Here is a 16,286-nt window from a genome sequence, read left to right as displayed (position 1 = left end):
CGCTCTGACCGCGCGTTCTGAGATGCGCGTACGGCGGCCCGGGCGCACGCTCGCGTCCTCATGGATGAGGGACGAGGCCGGATCGGACAGTGCTCCCGTGCGGGCTCGTGGGGTTGCGGTGCGGTGGTGGCGGGGCGGTCGCGAGAATGGGGCATGCTCAGTCACGACGATGTTGACGAGATCATGACCAGGGCGGCGCGGGACGGGCGGCATGGGGCCGCGGCGGCGCGGTTCGAGGAACTGGCCGGCCAGCCGGAGCGCCACGGCGAGGAGGTCAACCGTGCGGCGCTGCTCGTCGAGGCAGGCAGCCAGCACGGGCTCGCCGGCGAGTGGGACGCGGCGATCCGGTGCTACCAGGAAGCCATCGCCGACGGCGGCTGCCAGGGGATCGATCCCCGGGTCTGGCTGCACGACGCGTTTCTGCGCGCCGGCCGGCAGGATGACGCCGCGGCTCTGCTGCGCGAGCTGAAGGCCAGCCGCAGTAAGGACCCGGATCTCTACTCCGCGGTCGCCGAGTCGCTGGAGGCGGGCGGGATGCTCGCCGACGCGCACACCTGGTTCACCATGGGCTACCACCGCTGCGAGAACGCCGACGTCCCCGAGTTCATGATCGATCTTCTGCTCGTCGGCCGCCGCCGCGTCCGCGTCGAGCTCGGCCACCCGATGGACGACCTCGACGAGCTGGCCGACGACTACCTCGCCGCCGTCGGCGAGTAGCCCGGGCAGACCGCTTCGTCGAGGTCACAGCTGGTAGCCATGCCCACACGGCTGAGTCGGACGCTGGCCGGCGAACGTGAGCGGCCGGGGTAATGCCCTGGCCCGTCCTGGAGCCCGTCCTGGAGCCCGTCACAGGCCCGGCGCCCTCCACGCGCGAAGTGCGTCAGATGACCATGCCTATAGGCTTGCTCATCCAACACACACAGACAGCGGTGCCCCGAAGTGTGTCAGCTCAGCCTGCCTATAGGCAGGCTGAGCTGACACAGAACCGTGGTCGGGGTCAGGTGGCCGGGTCGGGGGCCAAGACGGGACGCAGGGCGTCGAGGACCGCCGGGTCTTCGATGGTCGACGGGATGGCCGGTGAGCGGCCGTCGGCGATCTCGCGCATGGTGCGGCGCAGGATCTTGCCCGAGCGGGTCTTCGGCAGCGCGGCGACGACGTCGACCCGCTTGAAGGACGCGACCGGGCCGATCTCGGCGCGTACCCGGGCAACGAGTTCGCCCGCGAGGACCGCCGGGTCGATGTCCATGCCGCTCTTCACGACCACCAGCCCGCGCGGGACCTGGCCCTTGAACGAGTCGGCGACCCCGACGACCGCGCACTCGGCGACCGCCGGGTGTGCCGCGAGCACCGCCTCCAGCTGCCCGGTCGAGAGCCGGTGCCCGGCGACGTTGATGACGTCGTCCGTGCGGCCGAGGACGTACAGGTAGCCGTCCTCGTCGACATAGCCGCCGTCGCCGGTCAGGTAGTAGCCGTCGAACGTCGACAGGTACGACGAGACGTAGCGGTCGTCGTCGCCCCACAGCGTCGGCAGGGTGCCCGGCGGCAGCGGCAGCCGGATGGCGATCGCGCCCTCGGTGTGGGCCGGGAGCTCCACGCCGGCCGCGGGAGTCGGGCCCGGATCGGCGGGGGCCTGGGCCGGGTCGAGGACGCGGACGTCGTAGCCCGGCATCGGGACCGACGGCGAGCCGGCCTTCACCGGGAGCCGCTCGAGGCCCAGCGGGTTCGCGGCGATCGGCCAGCCGGTTTCGGTCTGCCACCAGTTGTCGACGACCGGCACGCCGAGCATGCTCGTCGCCCACTCGTAGGTGGCCGGGTCGAGCCGCTCGCCGGCCAGGTAGAGCGCCCGCAGCGACGCGCCCACGTCGTACTTGGCGAGGTGCGTGCCGGCCGAGTCCTCCTTCTTGATCGCCCGGATCGCCGTCGGGGCGGTGAAGACGACCTTCGCCCCGTGCTCGGCGACCACTCGCCAGAACGCGCCGGCGTCCGGTGTGCCGACCGGCTTGCCCTCGTAGAGGACGGACGTCGCGCCGACGAGCAGCGGGCCGTAGACGGTGTACGAGTGGCCGACCGCCCAGCCGATGTCGGAGGCGGTGAACATGGTCTCGCCGGGGCCGACGTCGTAGACGTTGGCCATGGACCAGGTCATCGCGACGGCGTGCCCGCCGTTGTCGCGGACGATCCCCTTCGGGCGGCCGGTCGTTCCGGACGTGTAGAGGATGTACAGCGGGTCGGTGGCGGCGACGGTGACTGGGTCCGCCGGGGCGGCACCGGGGACGACGTCCGCCCAGTCGTGGTCGCGGCCGGCGACCAGGTCGCACCGCTGCTGCTCCCGCTGGACGATCACGCACCGCGCCGGCGGGTGGGCTGCGAGGCGCAGCGCCTCGTCGAGCATCGGCTTGTAGGGGACCAGCCGGGTCGGCTCGATGCCGCAGGAGGCACTGACGACGAGGGTCGGGCGCGCGTCGTCGATCCGGGCGGCGAGCTCGGAGGGGGCGAAGCCGCCGAAGACGACCGAGTGGACCGCGCCGAGCCGGGCGCAGGCCAGCATCGTGATGACCGCCTCGGGGATCATCGGCAGGTAGACGATGACCCGGTCGCCGCGGCCGACGCCGAGCGCGGCGAAGGCGCCGGCGGCGCGCGCGACCTCATCACGCAGCTCGCGGTAGGTGTAGCGGCGCAGGGCGCCGGTCACGGGCGAGTCGTAGACGACGGCCACCGCGTCGCCCCGGCCGTTCGCCACGTGCCGGTCCACCGCGTTGAAGCAGGTGTTCAGCTCGGCGTCGGGGAACCAGCGGTAGAACGGCGGCCGGCTGGCGTCGAGGATCTGTTCCGGCGGGCGGGCCCAGTCGATCGCGCGTGCGGCCTCGGCCCAGAACTCCTCGGGCCGGGCGATGCTCTGCTCGTAGATCCGCTGGTAGTCGCCCATCCCGCGCTCCTCCTTGAGTCCGCACCGCCCGTCGTGCGGTAGCCGCGGCTCACCCACCCGTCCCGGTACCGGGCGGCGATCCGTGGCGCCCGTCACGTTCGCATGACCGGACCTTCCGGCGCATCGTCCGGATCGCGACAGCTGTATTTCTGGTTCGCTCCGTGCGGGCACGGCACTCCGGCCCCTTACTCGCTTCGCTCCCAAGGGACCTCCGCGCCGCGGGGTTCCTGCCGGATCGACGGAGCTTGCGGAGTCGATCTGGGAGGTCCGCCTCCTCCGCTCACGGGCGCTCCGGCGACCTCGCTGCGGCCCGGCCCACTTCGCTTCGCTCGTGGGCCGGGCCTCCGCGAGGCGCGCCTCCGCGCCCGCACGGTCACCCGCCGCTGCACGTCACCCATTCACGTCTACGGCGTTCGCGGGCTCCGAGCGGTCGTGGGGTGTCAGACCGGCTCGGGTAGGGCGTCCTCCTCGGACCGGGGCGGCGGGACGGTCGCGCGCTCCGCGCCCGCGCCGGTCAGCGACCGGACCTCCATCTCGGCGTACTTCGCCTCGTCGACCCGTTCACGGCTGGTGACTGTGCCGAGCCAGCCGAGGAAGAACGCGAGCGGGATCGAGACGATCCCCGGGTTGTCCAGCGGGAACCAGTGGAAGTCCACCGACGAGTCCTTGATCATGGATGCGTTGGCGGCCTTTCCGGAGACCACCGGGGAGAAGACGATCAGCACGATGGCGGAGATCAGGCCGCCGTAGATGCTCCAGAGCGCGCCGCGGGTGTTGAAGCGCTTCCAGAACAGCGAGTAGAGGATCGTCGGCAGGTTCGCCGACGCGGCGACCGCGAACGCCAGCGCCACCAGGAAGGCGACGTTCTGGTCCTTCGCGAGAATGCCGCCGACGATCGCCACCAGGCCGATGACGACCGCCGTGATCCGGGCCACCCGCACCTCCTGCTCGGGCGCGGCCGCGCCCTTCTTCACGACGCTGTTGTAGACGTCGTGCGCGAACGACGCGCTCGCCGTGATGGTGAGGCCGGCGACGACGGCGAGGATCGTCGCGAACGCGACCGCGGCGATGATGCCGAGCAGCAGCGTCCCGCCGAGCTCGAAGGCCAGCAGGGGCGCCGCCGAGTTCACCTTCCCTGGCGCCGCGTTGATCTTGTCCGCGCCGACCAGGTACATCGCGCCGTAGCCGAGCACCAGCGTGAACAGGTAGAAGACCCCGATGATCCCGATCGCCCAGGCGACGCTGCGGCGGGCCTGGATCGCGCTCGGCACGGTGTAGAACCGCATCAGGACGTGCGGCAGCCCGGCCGTGCCGAGCACCAGCGCCATCGCGAGCGAGATGAAGTCGATCTTCGTCGTGGTGGTGAGGCCGTACTTGACGCCGGGGTTGAGCACGGCGTCCTTCTTGGGGCTGGCCGCGGCCGCGTCGCCGAGGACAGACGACAGGTTGAAGCCGGCCTTGCCGAGCACCCAGAAGGTCATCAGCGCGGCGCCGAGCACCAGCAGGACGGCCTTGATGATCTGAACCCAGGTGGTGCCCTTCATTCCGCCGACGAGCACGTAGACGATCATCAGGACGCCGACGATGGCGATCGTCAGGTCCTGCCAGGCCGTGCCCTTGACCCCGAGCAGCAGGTTCACCAGTCCGCCGGCGCCGGTCATCTGGGCGAGCAGGTAGAACAGGCTGACGGTGAGCGTCGAGATGGCGGCGGCGGTGCGTACCGGGCCCTGGCGCAGCCGGAAGCTCAGCACGTCCGCCATCGTGTAGCGGCCGGTGTTGCGCAGCAGCTCGGCGACCAGCAGCAGCGCCACCAGCCAGGCGACGAGGAACCCGATCGAGTAGAGGAACCCGTCGTAGCCCTGCAGGGCGATGGCGCCGGCGATGCCGAGGAAGGACGCCGCCGAGAGGTAGTCACCGGAGATCGCGATGCCGTTCTGCCGGCCGGAGAACGCGCGCCCGCCCGCGTAGAAGTCGGTGGCGGTGCGGTTGGCCCGCGAGAATCGGATGACGATCGCGAGGGTGACGACGACGAACAGGGCGAAGATCGAGATGTTGACGGCCGGCCTGCCGACCGTGTCAGCCGCAAGGTTCACCGTGCCTCACCCCCGGCCTGCGTGCCCTCGAGCTGCGTGCCCTCAAATCGAGCGCGCAGCGCGGACGCCGCCGGGTCCAGCCGGCGGTCGGCCCAGCGGACATAGACCGCCGTGATCACGAACGTCGACAGGAACTGGCCGAGCCCGAACAGCAGGCCGACGTTGATGTTCCCGCCCACCTTGTGCGACATGAAGCTGGACGCGAAGGCGGCCAGCAGCACGTAGAGGAAGTACCAGGCCAGGAAGAGCGCGGTCATCGGGAACACGAACCGCCGGAAGCCGCGGCGCAGCTCGCCGAACTCGGGACTGCGCTGAAGGTCGAGATAGCTCTCCGGCCCGCTGGCGGACGCGCCAGGGGCGGCCTCGCCGGGGGATGACTGGATGGTGCTCACGCGGCTGCCTCCACTCCGCTGGAGGCCACCGGCCACGTCTCCGCCTCGCGGTCACGCGGCCCCTGGCCCGGTGTGGCCCGGACGTTGGGGGTACGCCGGGCAATCGGTGTGACGGGCGTCACCGTAGGGCTACGTGCGGACGTGGTGGAGCCCGCCGCGCGGACCTTGCTGTCGGCGGCGCGAACCCGGCGCCCGGCGGGCCGGCGCGGCGCGACGAGCGGTCGGCCGGCCGGGCCGGGCGACGAGCGGTCGATTCCGCGCGACGAGCGGCGCCCCGACGAGCGGCCCTCCAGGGCCGGCCGGCCTTCACGGGTGACGGGCGGCGTCCGACTGGTCGTGCTGGACGGCCGGACTCGACAGGCCGAAGGCCGGCGTGCTGTCGGGCGGCGCGGCGCGGGCGGCGCGGACCGCCTCGGGGACGTGCAGGCGGGTCAGCACCCGCCCGACGCCCGCGGGCACGGTGGCGGGCGTGCGCAGCGAGACCAGCAGCATCACCGCGAACGACAGCGGCACCGTCCACGCGGCCGGCTGGGCCAGCAGCGCGCCCGCGAGCCCCGCGGGCGCCCAGCCGAGCATGGTCACCATCGCCGCGGAGGTCGCTGTCAGCCCGCCGATCCCGAGGCCGCACAGCGCCCCGGCCACACTCAGCCGGCGCCACCAGATGCCCAGCACCAGCAGCGGGCAGAACGTGGAGGCTGCGACCGCGAACGCGAGGCCGACCGTGTCGGCGAGGCCGACCCGGGTCGCCAGCAGCGTGCCCGCCGCCGGCACGGCGACGGCGAGCACCGCGCCGGCCCGGAAGCCGGCGACGCCGGTGCGGGTGCGGCGGCGCAGCAGGTCCTGGCTCAGTACCCCGGCGACCGAGACCGTCAGTCCGCTGGAGGTCGAGAGGAATGCCGCGAACGCGCCGCCCATCACCAGCGCGGCCAGCGCCTCGCCCGCGGCCCCTGGCAGCACCCGCGCCGGCAGCGCGAGTACCACCGTGTCGGTGCGCCCCGTCAGCAGCAGGTCCGGGGCGTAGACCCGGCCGAGTGCCGCGTACACCGGCGGGAACAGGTAGAACGCGCCGAGCAGCCCGATGACGGCCGCGGCCGTGCGGCGGGCACCGCCGCCGTCGGGGTTCGTGTAGAAGCGGACGATCACGTGCGGCAGGCCCATCGTGCCGAGCAGCAGCGCGACCAGCAACGAGTACGTCCGGTAGAGGGCGTGGTCGCGGCGGGCGGCACCGGCCGGTACGGCGCCGGTGCCGCCGCGGCTGAGGATCGCCTCGGCCCGCGGCACCGGCGTCCCGGCCGGCAGGGTCACCGTGCTGCCAGCCGAGAGCACCGCCGTCCCCGCCGTCCCCAGCCGGACCGTCTCCCCGGCCTGGGCAGGCAGCCGCCCCGCGCCTCCGGAGGCGCGCACGGTGGCGTCTGCCTCGGCAGAGGTGCCGGCGGGGCCGGAGCCGTCCCGCACCCCGTCCGGGGCGAGCCGGACGGGGCCCGCGACCGGATGTCCGTTGAGGACGCCGTACATCGTGAACGTCGTGGGGGTGTCGACGCGGACCCGGACCGTGTCGACGAGGCGGACGGTGACCGGCCGGACCGTCACCGGGTGGCCGTCGGCGGGCGCCGCCGGGGCACCGTCGCGCCACCACACCGCCAGCAGGAAGAACACCGGGACCGCGATCGCGGTGAGCTTCAGCCAGTACTGGAACGCCTGCACGATGGTGATCGAGCGCATCCCGCCGGCCAGCACGTTGAGCACGACGACCCCGGCGACGATCACGGCGCCCAGCCAGGCCGGGGCGCCGGTGGCGGCGCGCAGCGCGAGGCCGGCGCCCTGGAACTGTGGGAGCAGGTAGAGCCAGCCGATCCCGACGACCAGCACCGAGGCGACCCGGCGCAGCCTCGCCGAACCCATCCGGATCTCCGCGAAGTCCGGCAGCGTGAACGCGCCGGAACGGCGCAGCGGGGCCGCGACCAGCACCAGCAGCACCACGTAGCCGGCGGTGTAGCCGATCGGGTACCAGAGCATGTCGGCGCCGGCCGCGAGCACGAGCCCGGCCACGCCGAGGAAGCTCGCCGCCGACAGGTACTCGCCGCCGATCGCCGACGCGTTCCAGCGCGGGCTGACCACACGGCTGGCCACGTAGAAGTCGCTCGTCGTCCGGGACAGCCGCAGGCCGAGCGCGCCGACGGCGAGGGTGGCGACGCAGACCATGGCGACGGCGAGCGCCGCCGGCCAGGCGGGCGCCGTCACGGCCGCCCGCCGCCGGCCGCGCCGCCGCCTGCCTCCCCGCCCCCGGGCACCTTGTTACGCCCGGGTACCTCCTCGCCGACATGCTCTTCCTGGCCCGTGTGCTCTTCCTGGCTCGTGTGGCCTTCCTCGCCCGCGCGGCCTTCCTGGCCCGCGCGTGCCTCTCGGAGGAGCCTGAGCAGACGGGCTGTTCGCCGCCGGCGCGGCGAGCGGCGGACGCGCGCCAGCGGCGGCGGCCGGTCGCCGCCGACCGGCCGCCCGGACAGCAGGTCGATGAAGTCGCTCTCGGTGCGCTCGGCGCCGCGCACGTAGGCCCTGGCGACGAGGACGAGCGCCGGGTAGACGACGACGCCGAGGACCAGCCACGGCAGGCCCACTCCGAGCCTCGGGACGTGCGTCCCGGCGAGGTCGGGCACGAACGCGAACAGCGCGGGCAGCAGGCCCAGCCCCACCCCGAGCGCCACGAGGACGCCGATCGCGAGCCGCCGCTGGTCGCGCAGCAGGCCACGCAGGTAGATGTCACCGAGGACCGTCTGCTCGTCGAGGTCCCGGCTGGCCGCGCCGCGCGTCGCCCGCACCGCCACTCTGGATCTGCCAGCGGACCAGCCCGAGCGCCGACCTCCCCGATCGCCGACCTCCCAGATCGGCTTCGCCGATCCGGCAGGAACCCTGCCGCCGATCGGCCAGGAACCCTGTCGCCGATCCGGCACGGCCCCCGGGCCTCGCCGATCCGCCGGGGACCCCGGCGCGGAGGCGGTCCGCGGACTGGTCACCCGCACCCGACGCGGCGGCGCTGCCGCCGACTTCGGGGCCGGCAGGTCAGGTGAGGCGTCCGGGGGCACGGGTGAGGCTCGCCGCTCGGACCAGCCGGTCGCGCAGCGCGCGGGTGTGCCGGCGGCTGACGGGCAGCACCCGGTCGCCGAGCCGGACGGTGCAGTGGCCGTCATCCATCCGCAGCTCGTCCACGTGGGCTAGCGCGACCAGGGTGCTGCGGTGGATCCGGACGAAGCCCGCCGCCGCCCAGCGTTCCTCCAGCGTGGAAAGCGACACCCGGACGAGGTGGCCGCCGGTGGCCGTGTGCAGCCGGACGTAGTCGCCCTGGGCGACGGCGTAGCGCACCTCGGACCGGTGGACGAACCGGGTGACGCCGCCGAGCTCGACCGGGAACGTCTCGTCCTCGGCGGCCGTCGTCCCGCCGTCCGCTCGCCCACCGGCCGGGCCGGCCGCCACGGCCGGTGCCTCGATCGACGGGCCGACAGAACCGGCTGCGCGGGCGATGCCGGGCCGGGCGGGCGTCATGGCGGCGAGCGTTCCGGGCGTCTGGCGGGCGGCGCGGATCGTCTCGACGACCCGGCGCACGGCCTCGGCCAGCCGGTCGGGGCGCACGGGCTTGAGCAGGTAGTCGGTCGCGCGCAGGTCGAACGCGTCGACGGCGTGCCCCTCGTGCGCGGTGACGAAGACGACCTGCGGCGGAGCGGCGAACCGGCCCAGCACGCGGGCGAGGTCCAGGCCGTCGAGCCCGGGCATCCGGACATCGCAGAACACCGCGTCGAACGCCTCGGCGTCCAGTGCCCGCAGCGCCTCGGCGCCGTCGTCGACGGTGCGCACCAGCCGGACCCGTGGGTCGGCGGTCAGCAGCCAGTCGAGCTCATCACGGGCCGGCGCCTCGTCGTCCACCACCAGCACCGCGAGCGCACCCGGCCCCGGAGCCGGCGGCGACGCGGCCGATGGCCCGGCGGCCGATAAGGCGGCGGCCGGGTCCGGCGGCGCCGGCCGGGCGGAAGCGACACCCGCACCCATGATCGCGAATAGTAGCCGCCAGGGCGCCCGGTAGCCATAGCCGGATCCGCCTCGCGGCCGCGGCTAGGGGACCTGGACTCCGGGCGCGAACTTGGGGACGCGGAAGCTGACCTTGGTGCCGGCGCCGAGGGCCGTCTCGACGACCAGGCCGCATTCGTCGCCGAAGACCGAGCGCAGCCGGGCGTCGACGTTGCCGAGGCCCACCGAGTCGCCCACGTGCGCTCCGGCGAGTACGCGGCGCACGACCTCCGGGTCGCTGCCCGCGCCGTCGTCCTCGACCCAGATGTGCGCGGCCGCGCCGTCGTCCGTCGCGCCGAGGGAGACGTGCCCGACCCCGGGACGCCCCTCGATGCCGTGCCGGACGGCGTTCTCCACCAGCGGCTGCACCGCCAGGAACGGGATGACGACCGGCAGCACCTCGGGCGCGACCAGGATCTGCACGGCCAGCCGGTCACCGAACCGGGCCTTCTCCAGCGCCAGGTAGCGCTCGACGTTGCGCAGCTCGTCGGCGAGCGTCGTGAACTCGCCGCTGCGCCGGAACGCGTAGCGGGTGAAGTCGGCGAACTCGAGCAGCAGCTCGCGCGCCCGCTCCGGGTCGGTGCGGACGAACGACGCGATCGCGGCCAGCGAGTTGTAGATGAAGTGCGGGCTGATCTGCGCCCGCAGCGCGCGCAGCTCCGCCTCGACCGCCCTGGTGCGGGACGCCTCCAGCTCGGCGAGCTCGACCTGGGTGGAGACCCAGCGGGCGAGTTCCTCGACCGCCCGCGCGAGCCCCGCGCCGACCGCCGGCGCGTAGGCGAGCAGCGCCCCGACCACCTCGTCGCCGCTGGTGATCGGCGCGACCACGGCCGCTCCGATCGGGCACTCGGGATCGTCGCAGTGCCCGCTCCCACGGGCCGCGCCGGCCGGCCCGCTCTCGCCGGCGTCCGCGCCGTCCGCGGCGGCCTGGATGTGGCCCGCGGTGAGGACGGCGACGCGGCCGGCGGTGAGTGCCGGCGCGGCATGACGGACGGCGTCCGCGCGGTGGCGCGACTCGCCCGGGCCGTCCCAGGCCAGCGTCCTGGCCGAGTCCGTGATCGCGACGGCCGATGTGCCAAGCAGCGCGCGCAGGTGGCGGACGGCGCGCGCGGCGCCGGCCGGGCCGAGCCCCTCCCGCAGGTGCGGCGCGGCGAGCGACGCCGTGTGCAGGGTGGCGAACGTGGCCCGCTCGGCGGTGGTCCCGAGCCCCGCGGGGGTGCGGACCGTCCGCAGCAGGAACAGGACGCCGAGCGCCGCCCCGCCGCCGACCACGGCCCCGATCGCCAGCCAGACCAGCTGAACATCGCCGATCTCCACGTCGGCACGGTAGCCCGCCAGACCCGGCGAGGCGATCCAGAACGGATGACCGGCCCAGAACCGCGTTTTTGGGGCGCGCGACTGAGAACATTCGGGACATGGCTTCCGGGGAAGTGGAGGGCGAGGCGGCCGGGTCGGAGGCGCGGCCGGGTCTGGAGGATGGGTCTGGGGCGCGGCCGGATCCGGCGGACGGGTCTGGGGCGCGGCCGGGTCTGGAGGATGGGTCTGGGGCGCGGCCGGGTCCGGCGGACGGGCCTGGGGCGCGGCCGAGTGTGGTGGACGGCCCACGGGCGCGGCCGAGCCTGGAGCAACGGCGGCGCGGGCTGGCCGCCGGGCGGCCGAGCCGGCGGCGGGTGGTGCTCGCGGGGATCGGGGCGGTCGCCGGCGTGGCCGGGGTGGCGGCGGCCGCCGGCGGCGCGGTGTACGCGGGCTGGCTGCCGGGGCGGGAACGGCTGGTGCGGGCGGTCGAGGGCTGTGGCGAGCCGGGCGCCGTGCCGGCGGTCGAGCCGGGCCCGGTCAGCGTCACGTCGTTCAGGAGCGCCGCCCGCCGCCGCGAGGTCGACCTGGTCGTCGCCTACCCACCCGGGTACGAGCCGCGCGCCGCCGGCGAGGGTGAGACGCCGGGCGGGGGCGAGACGCCGGGCGGAGGCGACGCGACAGGCGAGGATGCCGGCCTCGCGCTGCCGGTGTGCCTGGTGCTGCACGGGCGAGGTGACGCGGCGCGAGCCCTCGTCGGGCCGCTCTCGGCTCAGGCCTTTCTCGCGGCCGCGGCCGCCACCGGCGTGGCGCCGTTCGCGCTCGCCGCGGTCGACGGCGGCGAGACCTACTGGCATCGGCGGGCGGACGGCGACGACCCGGAGACGATGCTGCTCGGCGAGGTGCTGCCCAGGCTCGCCGCCCAGGGGCTGAGCACGGACCGGTTCGCCGCGTACGGCTGGTCGATGGGCGGGTATGGCGCGCTGCTGCTCGCCCGGCGCCATCCGACCCGGGTGGTGGCCGTCGCCGCGAGCAGCCCGGCGGTGTGGCACTCCTACGGCGCCGCGGCTTCCGGCGCGTTCGACTCGGCGGCGGACTTCGACGACCACCGCGTGCTCGGCGCCGGCCCCGCGCGCGGCGTCGCCTACCGGATCGACTGCGGCCACGCGGACCCGTTCAGCCGCGTCGACCACGAGCTCGCCGACGAGCTGGCCGCCGCCGAGCGTGGCTTCCCCGCCGGCTGTCACGACTTCGGTTTCTGGCGCCGCCAGCTCCCCGCCCAGCTGGCCTTCCTCGGCCGTGCCCTGTCGACCTGACCGGCGCGGGAAGAGGCCGGGGCGGGTTGGCGGTTGGGGACAGACGTGACGTCGCAGTCTTCCGGGCCGTTCCCGGTGCCACTGTCCGTGCTCGACCTTGTCCCTGTGGGCAGCGGGGTGACGGCCGGCGAGGCCATTCACAACTCGCTCGACCTGGCCCGGCATACCGAGCAGCTGGGCTTCGTCCGCTACTGGCTGGCGGAGCACCATGGCATGCCGGGGATCGCGAGCTCCGCGACCGCGCTGCTGATCGGCCAGGTCGCGGCGGCGACGTCGACGATCCGGGTCGGCTCCGGCGGCGTCATGCTGCCCAACCACTCTCCGCTGGTCGTCGCCGAGCAGTTCGGCACCCTCGGCGCGATGTTCCCCGGCCGGATCGACCTCGGCCTCGGCCGCGCCCCCGGCACCGACCCGGCGACCGCCCGGGCACTACGGCGCCTTACGGGTCGAGCCCTCACCGAGGACGAGTTCCCCGACCAGCTCGCCGAGCTGACCACCTTCCTCGCCGGCGCGGAGTTCCCCGCCGGCCACCGGCTGCACGGGGTGAGCGCCTTCCCACGCGCCGAGGTGCCGCCGATCTGGCTGCTCGGGTCGAGCGGCTACAGCGCCCAGGTCGCCGGGATCCTGTCGCTACCGTTCTCGTTCGCGCACCACTTCAGCTCGCAGAACACGGTTCCGGCGCTCGACCTCTACCGGTCGTCGTTCCGCCCGTCGCCGGGGCGGGAGCGGCCGTACGCGATGGTCGCCACCGCCGTGCTGGTCGCCGACACCGACGAGCGGGCCGACTGGCTCGCTGGACCGATCCGGCTGACGATGATGCGGCTGCGTACCGGCCGCCCGGCGGCCTACCCGACGCCTGAGGAGGCCGCCGCCTACCCGTGGACCGACCTGGAGCGGTCCGCGGCCCGGCAGGCGACCGCGTCGCACGTCGTCGGCTCGCCGGAGACCGTCCGCGCCGGGCTTCAGCGGCTGCTCGACGCGACCGGCGCCGACGAGCTGATGGTCACGACGAACGTCCACGGCCACGCCGACCGCGTCCGTTCCTACGAGCTGCTCGCCGAGCTCGCCAAAGACCTGACCCCCCCGTCGCGCCCCTCGGTCGCCGCCGCTTCCCGCTGACAGCGCCTCGCCCCTCACCGGGTTGACTGAGGCTGCCTCCGCTCAGGCGGCGTCGCGCTCGACATCGCCGAGGGGACGCGCTCGGGGCGGGCGCGCGGGGCGGGTCATCTTCGACGGGTGCAGGACGCGCTCGGTGATCCGGGCTACGAGGCCCCGGGGCAGGAAGCGCGGGGCGTTGGCCGACAGCCGGTACTGCCAGCCGTCGATCACGTAGGGCGTGCCGCGCCGCAGGCCGCGGAAGGCGGTGGCGACGACCTCCTCCGGCGTGCGCATCCGCCCGCCGGTGGCCACCTGGTAGCCGAGGTCCTCGAAGAAGTCCGTCTCGGTCTGCGCCGGGCACAGTGCCAGGATCCGCACGCCGCTGCGGCGATACTCCGCCCACAGCGCGGTGGTGAACGACAGCACGAACGCCTTCGCCGCGCCGTAGACGGCCATGTGCGGCACGGCCTGGAACCCCTGCACCGAGCTGAGGTTGATCAGCGTGCCGCGCCCGCGCTCGAGCATGCCGGGCAGGAACAGGTGGGTCATCCGCTCGACGGCGGAGCACAGAAGCATCACCTCGCGATGGTTCTGCTCCATGTCGAGCGTGTGGTAGTTGCCGTGGACGCCGAAGCCGGCGTTGTTGACCAGCACGTCGATCGTGAGGTCGAGCTCGGCGACCTGCGCGGCCAGCTTGTCCGGCCCCTCCTCGAAGGCGAGGTCGACCCCGATCTCGTGGACGGTGACCGGGTGGCGCGCGCGCAGCCAGGCCGCCGCGGCGGCCAGCTTCTCGTTCGGCAGCGCGGCGATCACGATGTCCGCCCCGCGGCGGGCGAACCCGGCCGCGAGCGCGAGCCCGATCCCCGACGAGGCGCCCGTGATCAGAGCCGTCTGACCCCGATAATCATCCATAAGATCACCAGTCGCCGCGCCGATCCGACAATTCACATTCGATCGTAGGCTGACTGGATTGCGCGCCGAAAGCGGGCAGTCGGTTAGTCGACAGCGGCGGGCCAGGATTTTGGCCCGCGTGAACCCTGACGGAAGTGCCTGGTAAGGGCCTGCGTGAACCTGACGGAAGTGCCTGGTAAGGGCCCGCGTGAACCCTGACGGAAGTGCCTGGTCAGGGCCGTGCCGAATTGACCCCGGCGCTCCTCGACGTCAGTTGTCGAGCAGCTCGCGCAGCGCCTTGCGGTCGGTCTTGAGGACGCCCGTGAGCGGCAGCGAGTCGACGATCCTGATCTCGCGCGGGTACTTGACCGCCGAGATACGCTCGCGCGCGTACGCCACCAGGTCCGCCGGCGTCACGGTCGCGCCGGGCGCGAGCTGGACGAACGCCACGGCCTCCTCGCCGTGCGCCGGGTCCGGCCGGCCGACGACGCCGCAGGCGACCACGTCCGGGTGCGTGAGCAGCGCGTCCTCGATGTCGCGCGGGTAGATGTTGAAGCCGTTGCGGATGATCACATCCTTGATCCGGTCGACGACGTAGAGGTAGCCGTCCTCGTCGAGCCGGCCGACGTCGCCGGTGTGCAGCCAGCCGCCGCGCAGGGCGCGTGCGGTCTCCTCCGGCGCATGCCAGTAGCCGGTCATCAGCGACGGCCCGCGCAGGCAGATCTCGCCGGTCCCGCCCGTCGCAGCCTCCGTCCCGTCCGCCAGCTCGACGCGCACCTCGACGCCGGCCGCCGGCCGCCCGACGCTGCCCGGCCGCACGGCGCTGCCCGGCGTCGACGTGGCGATCGCCGCGACCTCCGTGCAGCCGTAGCCCTCGGCCAGCGTGGCGTGCGGCAGCCGTCGCGCCCACTCCAGCGAGGTCTCGCGGGGCAGCGGGGCGCTGCCGCTGACGACCTTGCGCAGACTGCCGGTCTCGTACTCCTCGACCGGCACCTCGAGCAGCATCCGGACCATCGACGGCACCAGCGCGCTCGACTGGACGCCGTGCCGGGCGACGAGCGTCAGCCAGCCGACCGGGTCGAACCAGCGCATCAGCACCGACGTGGATGGCCCGGCCGCGTGCAGCCCCATGACGCTGATGGTGAGCCCGTAGACGTGCGAGAGCGGGAGCGGCGACAGGCCCACCCGGGGCAGGCCGTCATCCGGGGAGTCCTGCTGCCGGGAGAGGTGGGCGGCCCAGGCGGCGGCCGACAGCGCGTCATGGCTGAGCACGACGCCCTTGGAGCGCCCGGTGGTGCCCCCGGTGTAGAGCAGCGCGGCCATCTCGGCGGACGAGGTGTCCACCAGCGGTGCCTCGTCGCCTGCCTCGAGCTGGGCGAAGTCGAGCACCGGCGGCACCGGGCCGGGCTCCCCGTCGCTGCCGCCACCGTCGTCCTTGGCGCCGTCAGAGGTACCGCCAGCGAGCACGACCGCCGTCACTGTGGGGATGCCCCTGGCCGCGCCGAGCACCTTCGCCAGGAACTCCGGTGTCGTGATGACGAGCCGGGCGCCGCTGTCGGCGAGCACATGCCGCAGCTCCGGTTCACCGATCAGGAACAGCACCGGGGCGACGACGCCGCCCGCCCGCCAGACCGCGTTGTAGGAGATCCCCACCTCGGGGCAGTTCGCCATGCACACGACCACCCGGTCGCCGGGCCGCAGGCCGGCGCTGATCAGCCCGCTGGCGAGCCGGTTGGACCGGCTCGCCAGCACCGAGCCCGTCCAGCGCTGGTCCTCGAACACCAGCAGCGAGCTGTCGCCCACCCGCTCGCGTGCGAGCTCCGCCAGCAACGCCAGGCTGCTTCCGGTCGCCGCGGCCACTCTCGTCGCCACCATGCACAACCCCCTCGACAGCCTTCGCCGCACCGGCGCCTCCAGGCGGGTCGAACCGTGGGTGAGTTACACCACATGCCCGCAATCCGTCATGTTGCACCCGGTGCCGCTTCGGTGCCACACCTGCCGGCCGCCCCCCCGCCGGAAACCAGCCAAGCCGGGTTTCGATCGGCTCCTAGTCTCGCGCCTTGTCCGCCACGCTGACGGTCGGCAGGCTGGCCGGCGGGCGACGTGACCTGCTCCGGGACCGGCTTGTCAGCGGCAAACGAGAGCTGGGGTGGCGGGGGGGGGGGGCGGGGCGGCCCCCCCGCCCCCCCCCCCCCCCCCGGGGGGGGGGGGGTGGTGTGCT

At 74.1% G+C, this 16,286-nt stretch carries 12 protein-coding genes; 3 read left to right on the top strand and 9 right to left on the bottom strand.

Going from position 1 to position 16,286, the window contains the following annotated elements:
* Nucleotides 1-153 precede the first annotated feature (153 nt).
* Nucleotides 154-717, top strand: a complete 564-nt coding sequence (locus QOZ89_RS08440) for a hypothetical protein (protein WP_071054495.1) — start codon at nt 154-156, stop codon at nt 715-717.
* A gap of 280 nt (nt 718-997) precedes the next feature.
* Here QOZ89_RS08440 and QOZ89_RS08435 read toward each other — a convergent pair whose 3' ends face one another.
* From QOZ89_RS08435 to QOZ89_RS08405, 7 genes are all read right to left on the bottom strand, one after another.
* Nucleotides 998-2,926 (bottom strand): AMP-binding protein, encoded by a 1,929-nt coding sequence (locus QOZ89_RS08435; RefSeq protein WP_071054497.1) that lies wholly within the window; start codon nt 2,924-2,926, stop codon nt 998-1,000.
* A gap of 440 nt (nt 2,927-3,366) precedes the next feature.
* On the bottom strand, nt 3,367-5,019 hold the full coding sequence (locus tag QOZ89_RS08430) for a monocarboxylic acid transporter (protein ID WP_071054499.1): 1,653 nt from the start codon (nt 5,017-5,019) through the stop codon (nt 3,367-3,369).
* Nucleotides 5,016-5,411 (bottom strand): DUF485 domain-containing protein, encoded by a 396-nt coding sequence (locus QOZ89_RS08425; RefSeq protein ID WP_083420112.1) that lies wholly within the window; start codon nt 5,409-5,411, stop codon nt 5,016-5,018. The genes QOZ89_RS08430 and QOZ89_RS08425 overlap by 4 nt, the downstream gene beginning before the upstream one ends.
* A gap of 306 nt (nt 5,412-5,717) precedes the next feature.
* Nucleotides 5,718-7,652 (bottom strand): sodium/solute symporter, encoded by a 1,935-nt coding sequence (locus tag QOZ89_RS08420; protein WP_071054501.1) that lies wholly within the window; start codon nt 7,650-7,652, stop codon nt 5,718-5,720.
* A complete protein-coding gene (locus QOZ89_RS08415; RefSeq protein ID WP_198543642.1) occupies nt 7,649-8,227 on the bottom strand; it encodes a DUF485 domain-containing protein in 579 nt (192 codons plus the stop codon). Before QOZ89_RS08415 ends, QOZ89_RS08420 begins: the two co-directional genes overlap by 4 nt.
* Nucleotides 8,228-8,468: 241 nt before the next feature.
* A complete protein-coding gene (locus QOZ89_RS08410; protein WP_312623469.1) occupies nt 8,469-9,449 on the bottom strand; it encodes a LytR/AlgR family response regulator transcription factor in 981 nt (326 codons plus the stop codon).
* A 63-nt stretch (nt 9,450-9,512) separates the two neighbouring features.
* Nucleotides 9,513-10,784, bottom strand: coding sequence for a sensor histidine kinase (locus tag QOZ89_RS08405; protein ID WP_198543643.1), 1,272 nt, complete (start codon nt 10,782-10,784; stop codon nt 9,513-9,515).
* A gap of 275 nt (nt 10,785-11,059) precedes the next feature.
* Between QOZ89_RS08405 and QOZ89_RS08400 the strand changes: the two genes are divergently transcribed.
* The gene (locus QOZ89_RS08400; protein ID WP_397428704.1) at nt 11,060-12,076 is read left to right on the top strand and encodes an alpha/beta hydrolase; all 1,017 of its coding nucleotides are present in this window, start codon (nt 11,060-11,062) and stop codon (nt 12,074-12,076) included.
* A 45-nt stretch (nt 12,077-12,121) separates the two neighbouring features.
* Entirely contained in the window at nt 12,122-13,195 is a 1,074-nt protein-coding gene (locus QOZ89_RS08395; protein ID WP_312623468.1) for an LLM class flavin-dependent oxidoreductase, read from the top strand.
* A gap of 42 nt (nt 13,196-13,237) precedes the next feature.
* Here the strand turns inward: QOZ89_RS08395 and QOZ89_RS08390 are convergent, their stop codons facing one another.
* Together QOZ89_RS08390 and QOZ89_RS08385 are read right to left on the bottom strand one after the other, a co-directional pair.
* Complete coding sequence (locus QOZ89_RS08390; RefSeq protein ID WP_071054526.1) at nt 13,238-14,086, bottom strand: SDR family NAD(P)-dependent oxidoreductase; 849 nt, start codon at nt 14,084-14,086, stop codon at nt 13,238-13,240.
* A 249-nt stretch (nt 14,087-14,335) separates the two neighbouring features.
* Nucleotides 14,336-15,940 (bottom strand): class I adenylate-forming enzyme family protein, encoded by a 1,605-nt coding sequence (locus QOZ89_RS08385; RefSeq protein WP_312623467.1) that lies wholly within the window; start codon nt 15,938-15,940, stop codon nt 14,336-14,338.
* Nucleotides 15,941-16,286 lie beyond the last annotated feature (346 nt).

It is taken from the genome of Pseudofrankia coriaricola, from assembly GCF_032027725.1.
Classification (GTDB): Bacteria; Actinomycetota; Actinomycetes; order Frankiales; family Frankiaceae; genus Pseudofrankia.
Note: the sequence above shows the minus strand (reverse complement) of the source record. Positions and strands in the feature narration are given on the sequence as shown.